We start from the raw sequence: 6,347 nt of genomic DNA on the forward strand, positions 1-6,347 counted from the left end.
CCTCTTGACGGCGCCCCACCACCCCCATACTGTCGCGGCCGATCGGGTGAAACGTTTAATTGAAACGACTCAATCAGCTTTCCGAAGGGCGTCGACGATGACACCAGACAGACAACGCATCCGCCGACGGCGCTGGTTGGCCGCGCCCGTGGCCGGGATCATGGCGGCCGGGCTCCTGGTGGCGGCCGGGGGCGGGGAGGCCCGAGCCGAGGGCGGCGGGCACCACGGCGGCGGCGCGGACTCCGTTCAGCTCGAACAGCTCGACCGCGGCCTCGTCGCCGCCTCCACCGACGAGGGTGTCTTCCTGAGCTGGCGCCTCCTCGCCTCCGAGGTGAGCGGGCACTCCGACACCGGCCTGACCGGCGCCGACTTCCATGTCTACCGCGACGGCGAGCGCCTCGCCACGGTGACCGACTCCACCAACTACCGCGACGCGGACGGCACGCCGGACAGCGAGTACCGCGTCGCGGCCGTCGTGGACGGCGACGAGGTCGACCTCTCCGACCCCGCCTCGCCCTGGGCCGACGGCTACTACGACCTGCCGCTGACCAGGCCCGCCGACGGCATCACCCCCGCCGGCGAGGCGTACACGTACTCCGCCAACGACATGAGCGTGGGCGACGTGGACGGCGACGGCTCCTACGAGTACGTCGTCAAGTGGTACCCGTCGAACGCCAAGGACGTCTCCCAGGTCGGGTACACCGGCAATATCTACATCGACACCTACCGCCTCGACGGCACCCTGCTCCACCGCATCGACCTCGGCCCCAACATCCGCGCGGGCGCCCATTACACCGAGTTCCTGGTCTACGACTTCGACGGCGACGGCCGCTCGGAGATGATGTTCAAGACCGCGCCCGGCACCACCATCACCCGCTACCGCGACAACGGCGAGGTGGCGTCCGAGCGTTACATCACCATGCCGCGCGAGGACCTGCGCGACGGATACTCCAACGAGGACGACTACCGCCTCAGCGCCGAGGGTTACCACGCCCACGTGGTCGACATGTTCCGCACGTGGCACGAGCACCCCGAGGTCGTCGCGGGCAACTGGCCCGCCACCCTGGAGGAGGCGTTCGGGATCGAGCCGCGGTACGACTACCCGCTCTCCCAGGCGGACGCCGAGGCGCTGACCGACTACTTCATGGACGTCTACGCCCCCAGCCGCAGCTCCCGCAACCAACTGCGGGCGTTCGAGGGCTTCGTGGTCGACGGACCCGAGTACCTGTCCGTCTTCGACGGCGCGACGGGCCGCGAGCTCGACACCGTCCGCTACAAGCCGGGCCGCCACGACGACGGCCTGATGTGGGGCGACTACGCGATGTCGAGGATCGAACCGGGCAACCGCGTGGACCGCTTCCTGGCCAACGTCGCCTACCTCGACGGCGAGCACCCCTCCGCCGTCTTCGCCCGCGGCTACTACACGCGCGCCACGCTCGTCTCGTACCGCTGGGACGGCGAACAGCTGCGCGAGGACTGGTTCGTGGACAGCGGCTGGGCGCCGATGTCGAACCCGTTCAACGACGGGCCGCACGGAGTGGACGGCACCGACCCGGAGTTCGGGACGCTCACCACCCAGGGCTTCCACTCCCTCTCCGCCGCCGACGTGGACGGCGACGGCCGCCAGGAGATCGTCTACGGCTCGGCGACGATCGACGACGACGGCAGCCTGCTGTACAGCTCGTTCGACGAGATGCCGCCTCAGAGCCCGACTCCCGGCGTTCAGGCGCGACTTGGCCACGGCGACGCCATGCATGTGACGGACATCGACCCCAACCGCCCGGGGCTTGAGATCTACACCGTCCACGAGGGCGCCACCTCCGCGCCGCTCGGCTACGCGCTGCGCGACGCGGCCACCGGCGAGGTGCTGTACGGCGGCTACACCGGCGTGGACACCGGGCGCGGCATGATCGGCGACGTGGTGCCCGAGGAGCCGGGTCTCGAAACGTGGGCCAACCACCCCGAGGGCGGCGAGGATCCGGCCGGTGTCGGCGTGTGGACGGCGGACGGGCGGCGGATCGCGGAGACCACCCCCGGCACCAACCAGAGCATCCGGTGGGCGGGTGACCTGACGACGCAGCTGGTCAACGGCTCGCTGGAGCAGACGCCGACGATCGACGACTGGCGGCGCGGCACGCTGCTGACCGCCGAGGGCACCATGACCAACAACCACACCAAGGGCAACCCGTCCCTGGTCGCCGACATCTTCGGCGACTGGCGCGAGGAGCTGTTCGTGCCGACGCGGGACAGCTCGGCGATGCGGATCTACACCAGCACGGAGCTGACGGGCCATAAGCTCTACACGCTCATGCACGACCCGCAGTACCGGGCGGAGGTCGCGCGCCAGCAGACCACGTACAACCAGCCCGCGTACACCGGCTTCTACCTGGCCTCGGACATGGACTTCGCCGAGGTCCCGGTGCCGGACTTCCACGCCCCCGGCGCGCTCGACGCGCTGCGCGCCGAGCTGGGCGCGTGGGTGGAGGGACCGGCGGCCCACCGGCTCGGGGCCGACCTGGACCGGGCGGGCCGTCATCTGGAACGCGGCGACACCCGGCGGGCGGTGGACGCGCTGGAACGGTTCGTCGGCGGCCTCGAAGGGCGCGGCGTCTCCCGCGAGGCCCGCGCGGCGCTGACCTATCACGCCGAGACGCTGATCTCCCGGCTGAGGTAGCGGGCCCCCCGGGGATCCACCGAGGATCACCGAGGATCCAGCACGTGAGCAACGCGGCCGGCCGTCGTCCCTCCCCAGTGGGACGGCGGCCGGCGCGTTGTCACCCGGGGAGCAGCGCACTCCACGGGTCGGTCACCGCTTGCCACGCACCACGCGTGTGGAGGCAGGTGACCAGGTCGGGCGTTGCGTCGCGGAGGACGAAGCCCGTGGTCGCGAGAACCCGGCGCGCGGGGGCGTTGGCCGGGTGGTGGCGTGCCTTGAGGATGATGAGGTCGAGGTCATCGAAGGCGCGGGGCAGTACGGCCCTGATGGCGCGGGTCCCATGGCCGCGGCCCCAGGTGTCCTCGCGGAGTATGCAGCTGATCTCCGCCGCGTACCTGGCCCGGCGTATGAGGCGGATGACTCCGATCAGTTCATCTTGGGTGCCGGCGGTGACGCCCCAGGACACCAGGCGCCAGGGGCCCGGCCGGTCGCGCAGGTGCCGGTTGAGCCACGCCTCGGCCTGGCGGCGGTCCATCGGGGGGCGCGGCAGCCAGCGCACGGCGCGGGGGCCGTAGATCGCCTGGACCGCGGCGGCGTCGGCCGCCTCCAGCGGGCGCAGCCCGGTGGTCCGGCCGCGGCCCGAGGCGCGGCCGGGAGCGCGGCCGGGAGCGCGGCCCGGCTCAGGCGGCGACACCGTCGTCGCCCAGGCCGACGACGCGGGCCGGCCGGGGCGCGCAGATCCACTCCGCCCGGGTCACGGCACCCGTGCGGTGGTACTCGCGGCGCAGCGGCTCGTCGACGACCCCGTCGGCACCCATGAACCAGAGGTCGGGGAGCGTGCCGAAGTGGCGTTCGTAGTCGGGGATCCAGTTGACCGGGCCCGTTCCCCCGGCGGGGTGGTGCGCCACCGGCTCACCCGCGTGGGCCGAGCAGAACTCGGCGTAGGCGACGGGATCCTGCATCTTCTCGTGCCAGACGCGGTCGATGAGCCCCGAGAACATCTGCGGAGACTCGCCGCCGGTGGCGAAGCGGTGTCCGGCGATGGTGAGGTAACGGGCCAGCTCGGCTTCCAGTTCGGCCCGGGTGGTCCGGGTGGCCCTGGTGGTCCGCGCGGTCATGCGCCCTCCGTCGTGCTCCATGGTGCTCGGTCGTGGGGATGCCGGACAACAGCCAAGCAGGGCCGGGGCGCGCGGCGTAAGGACACGGCTGTCGTCCACGTGTAGTCCATTCCGTCCTGCCCCTCCCCATGGGGCGTGAGCGGTGGTGCAATGAGTCCGTGGATTCCCCGATCCGCCATCCCTTGACATATTTACGCCTCCAGCGCGGCTGGAGCCTGGAGGAGCTGGCGCGTCGCGTCCGGCTGTCCGCGGAACGGCAGGGCCTGAGGTCCGGCATCACCCGCCAGCGCATATCGCACTTCGAGCACGGTAAACGCACGCCGAGCGAGGAGACGCAGCTTCTGTTCGCAGAGGTGTTCGCGGTTCCGGAGCGTGAAGTGAACCCGCTTAACTGGCCCGAGTGGTTACCCGCCACCGACTCTCCTCTCTCCCTGGGCCCGCGCAGCACCTTCGCCGCCGTACGAGAGGCCATGACCGTGGATCGCCGAGCTTTCGCCGCCTACACCGGGGCCGCCCTGACCGCCCTCGCCCACCAGTGGTCCCTCCTCGAACCGTCCAGACTCGCCGGCTCGCTCGGCGGCAAGACCGTGGACGGAGCGCTGCTGACCTGGCTGGAGGACTCGACCGCGCAGCTCGCGGAACTGGCCACCGCGCAGCGGCAGCACACCGTGCGGCTGCTGGACGCGCACCTGGCCACGCTGACCGACCTGCTGCGGGACGCGCACTACTCCGAGGAGACCGGGCGGCGGCTGCACATCCAGGTGGCGCGGGTGGCGCAGACGATCGGCTGGCACCGTTTCGACCAGGACCAGCAGGGCGCGGCCGGCCGATTCTGGCACGCGGCGCTGCACAGCGCGCACGCGGCGGGGGACGAGGACCTGGGCGCCGGGATCCTGAGCGACCTCGCGTACCAGGCGGTGTGGCTGCGGCAGCCGGGCACGGCGGTGGAGATCCTGGCGCACGCGATCTCGCGGGCGAACCACCCGGCCTCGCGTTCGCTGTTGCATCTGCGCCGGGCGCGGGCGCACGCGCAGCTCGACGACGCGCGGGCGTGCCACCGGGACATAGCCGCGGCCGAGGCGCGCCTGGGCGCGGCGGCGCACCGTTCGCCGCCGAGCTGGTGCGCCTGGCTGTCGCCCGCGGACATGAGCGTGGACACGGGCCGGTGCTTCCTGGACCTGGGGGCGGGGCCGGAGGCGCACCGGCACATCGCGGACGGCGTGCGGCAGTTGCCCCAGGCGCGGGCGAAGACGAAGGCGGTGTTCCTCGCGTACGAGGCGGACGGCTTCCTGCGTTCGGGGGAGGTGGAGCGCGCGGCGGCGAGCGCGAGCCAGTCGCTCACGCTGGCGCGCAGCCTGGGGGCCGACCGCTGTCTCGGGCTGCTGCGCGATCTGATGCCCGCCTTCTCGCGGCACGGGCGGGTGCATGAGGTTTCGGAGCTCATGACGGCGGCCCGTGCGGCGTCGGTGCCTCTGGTCCCGCGCTGACGCGGGGCCGGTGGCGCGTCGCCCTCCCCGTCCCGGCGCGCCGGGAACCGGACGGCCCCTCGTGCGCGCCTTACCGGGGGGATCGGCAGACAGGGGGGACGGCATGGCACTCGTCGGTCAGGTGCTCTACGAGGAGACCTCGCGCAATCCGTTCACGGCGACCGTGCGGCTGACCGAGGGCGGCCTCGTGTCCGGCCGGACGTCGACGCCGGTGGCCCAGCTGAACCTGGTGGCCACGGCCGAGGCGTTCCTGCGCGACCGGTGGCTGGGCGGCGGGGGCTGGAACGGTCGCTGGCGCTCATCGGCGCCGGGCGCGAGAGGGTGCCGGTGATCCGCCTCACCGGCTCGGCGATGCCCGTGCGGGTCAGGCGCGGGGCCGAATTCGCCCGCGCCTTCGGCGCGTTCGCGGTGCGGGCGAGCGGCGGGCCCGACGCGGTGCGGGCGGCGGGCGGCCGGGCCGGGCACGAGGGCGTTCCGCTGTGGATGGCCAGGCGCGTGGCGCCGGGGCCCGGCGGCCTCGTCGTGGTGGCCGTGGACCGGCGGCTGGTGCGGGCCGACGTGTGGACCGACGGGGCGCCCGGCGTGCCCGCGCTGCGGCTGCGCGGCCCCTACGGGCTCCAGACCGCGCATCTCCGGGTGCCCCGGCCGCCGTTGACCGTGACGGTGGGCGAGGAGGCGGCCGACCTCACCCTCCGGGCGAGCGGCCGGAGGTCACGGCGCTTCGTCACCGTGCGGTCGCGGCACGGCGCGTGGGAGCTGTGGCGGCAGAACGCGGTGACCTCGCGGCTCGAACGCGGCGGGCGGGCGGTGGCGTTCCTGACCAGGCCGGGGCCGCGCGAGCTGCGCGGGGCGGCGCTGCTGCCGCTGGCCTCCGTGGACCACAGGAGCGGTGACCCGCTGGACGCGGCGGTGGCGCACTTCTTCGCGGTGGTCTGCGGCCTCGGGGACGCCACGGGCGGCATCAGGTTCGGCGCGCGGAAGCCGTTGCCCGAGCTCGACGAGGCGGTGTGGGACCTGCCGTGGCCCACCGGGCTCGGCACGTCGAGCGCCGACTCGGGCCCCGGCGCCGTGGGCGACGCCTGGGGC

6 protein-coding genes are annotated in these 6,347 nt (G+C 73.2%); 4 read left to right on the forward strand and 2 right to left on the reverse strand.

Going from position 1 to position 6,347, the window contains the following annotated elements:
• Window positions 1-97 precede the first annotated feature (97 nt).
• Window positions 98-2,674 carry a rhamnogalacturonan lyase gene (locus ADY01_RS31100; protein WP_078900768.1) on the forward strand — a complete coding sequence of 859 codons (2,577 nt, stop codon included), beginning with the start codon at window positions 98-100 and terminating at the stop codon, window positions 2,672-2,674.
• Window positions 2,675-2,774: 100 nt separating this feature from the next.
• Here the strand turns inward: ADY01_RS31100 and ADY01_RS31105 are convergent, their stop codons facing one another.
• Both ADY01_RS31105 and ADY01_RS31110 read right to left on the reverse strand, forming a co-directional pair.
• Window positions 2,775-3,350 carry a GNAT family N-acetyltransferase gene (locus ADY01_RS31105; protein ID WP_049580062.1) on the reverse strand — a complete coding sequence of 192 codons (576 nt, stop codon included), beginning with the start codon at window positions 3,348-3,350 and terminating at the stop codon, window positions 2,775-2,777.
• Window positions 3,337-3,774 carry a hypothetical protein gene (locus ADY01_RS31110; protein ID WP_063784425.1) on the reverse strand — a complete coding sequence of 146 codons (438 nt, stop codon included), beginning with the start codon at window positions 3,772-3,774 and terminating at the stop codon, window positions 3,337-3,339. Before ADY01_RS31110 ends, ADY01_RS31105 begins: the two co-directional genes overlap by 14 nt.
• 182 nt (window positions 3,775-3,956) lie before the next feature.
• On the opposite strand from ADY01_RS31110, the gene ADY01_RS31115 reads away from it, so the two are divergent.
• The 3 genes from ADY01_RS31115 to ADY01_RS39455 form a co-directional block, all read left to right on the forward strand.
• Window positions 3,957-5,261, forward strand: a complete 1,305-nt coding sequence (locus tag ADY01_RS31115; protein ID WP_049580064.1) for a helix-turn-helix transcriptional regulator — start codon at window positions 3,957-3,959, stop codon at window positions 5,259-5,261.
• 103 nt (window positions 5,262-5,364) lie between these two features.
• Window positions 5,365-5,592 carry a hypothetical protein gene (locus ADY01_RS36185; RefSeq protein ID WP_053171395.1) on the forward strand — a complete coding sequence of 76 codons (228 nt, stop codon included), beginning with the start codon at window positions 5,365-5,367 and terminating at the stop codon, window positions 5,590-5,592.
• A partial coding sequence (locus ADY01_RS39455; protein ID WP_159001533.1) for a hypothetical protein occupies window positions 5,589-6,347 on the forward strand: 759 nt, incomplete at its 3' end. The genes ADY01_RS36185 and ADY01_RS39455, both read left to right, overlap by 4 nt.

This window comes from Streptomyces sp. SBT349, from assembly GCF_001083795.1.
GTDB lineage: Bacteria > Actinomycetota > Actinomycetes > Streptomycetales > Streptomycetaceae > Streptomyces.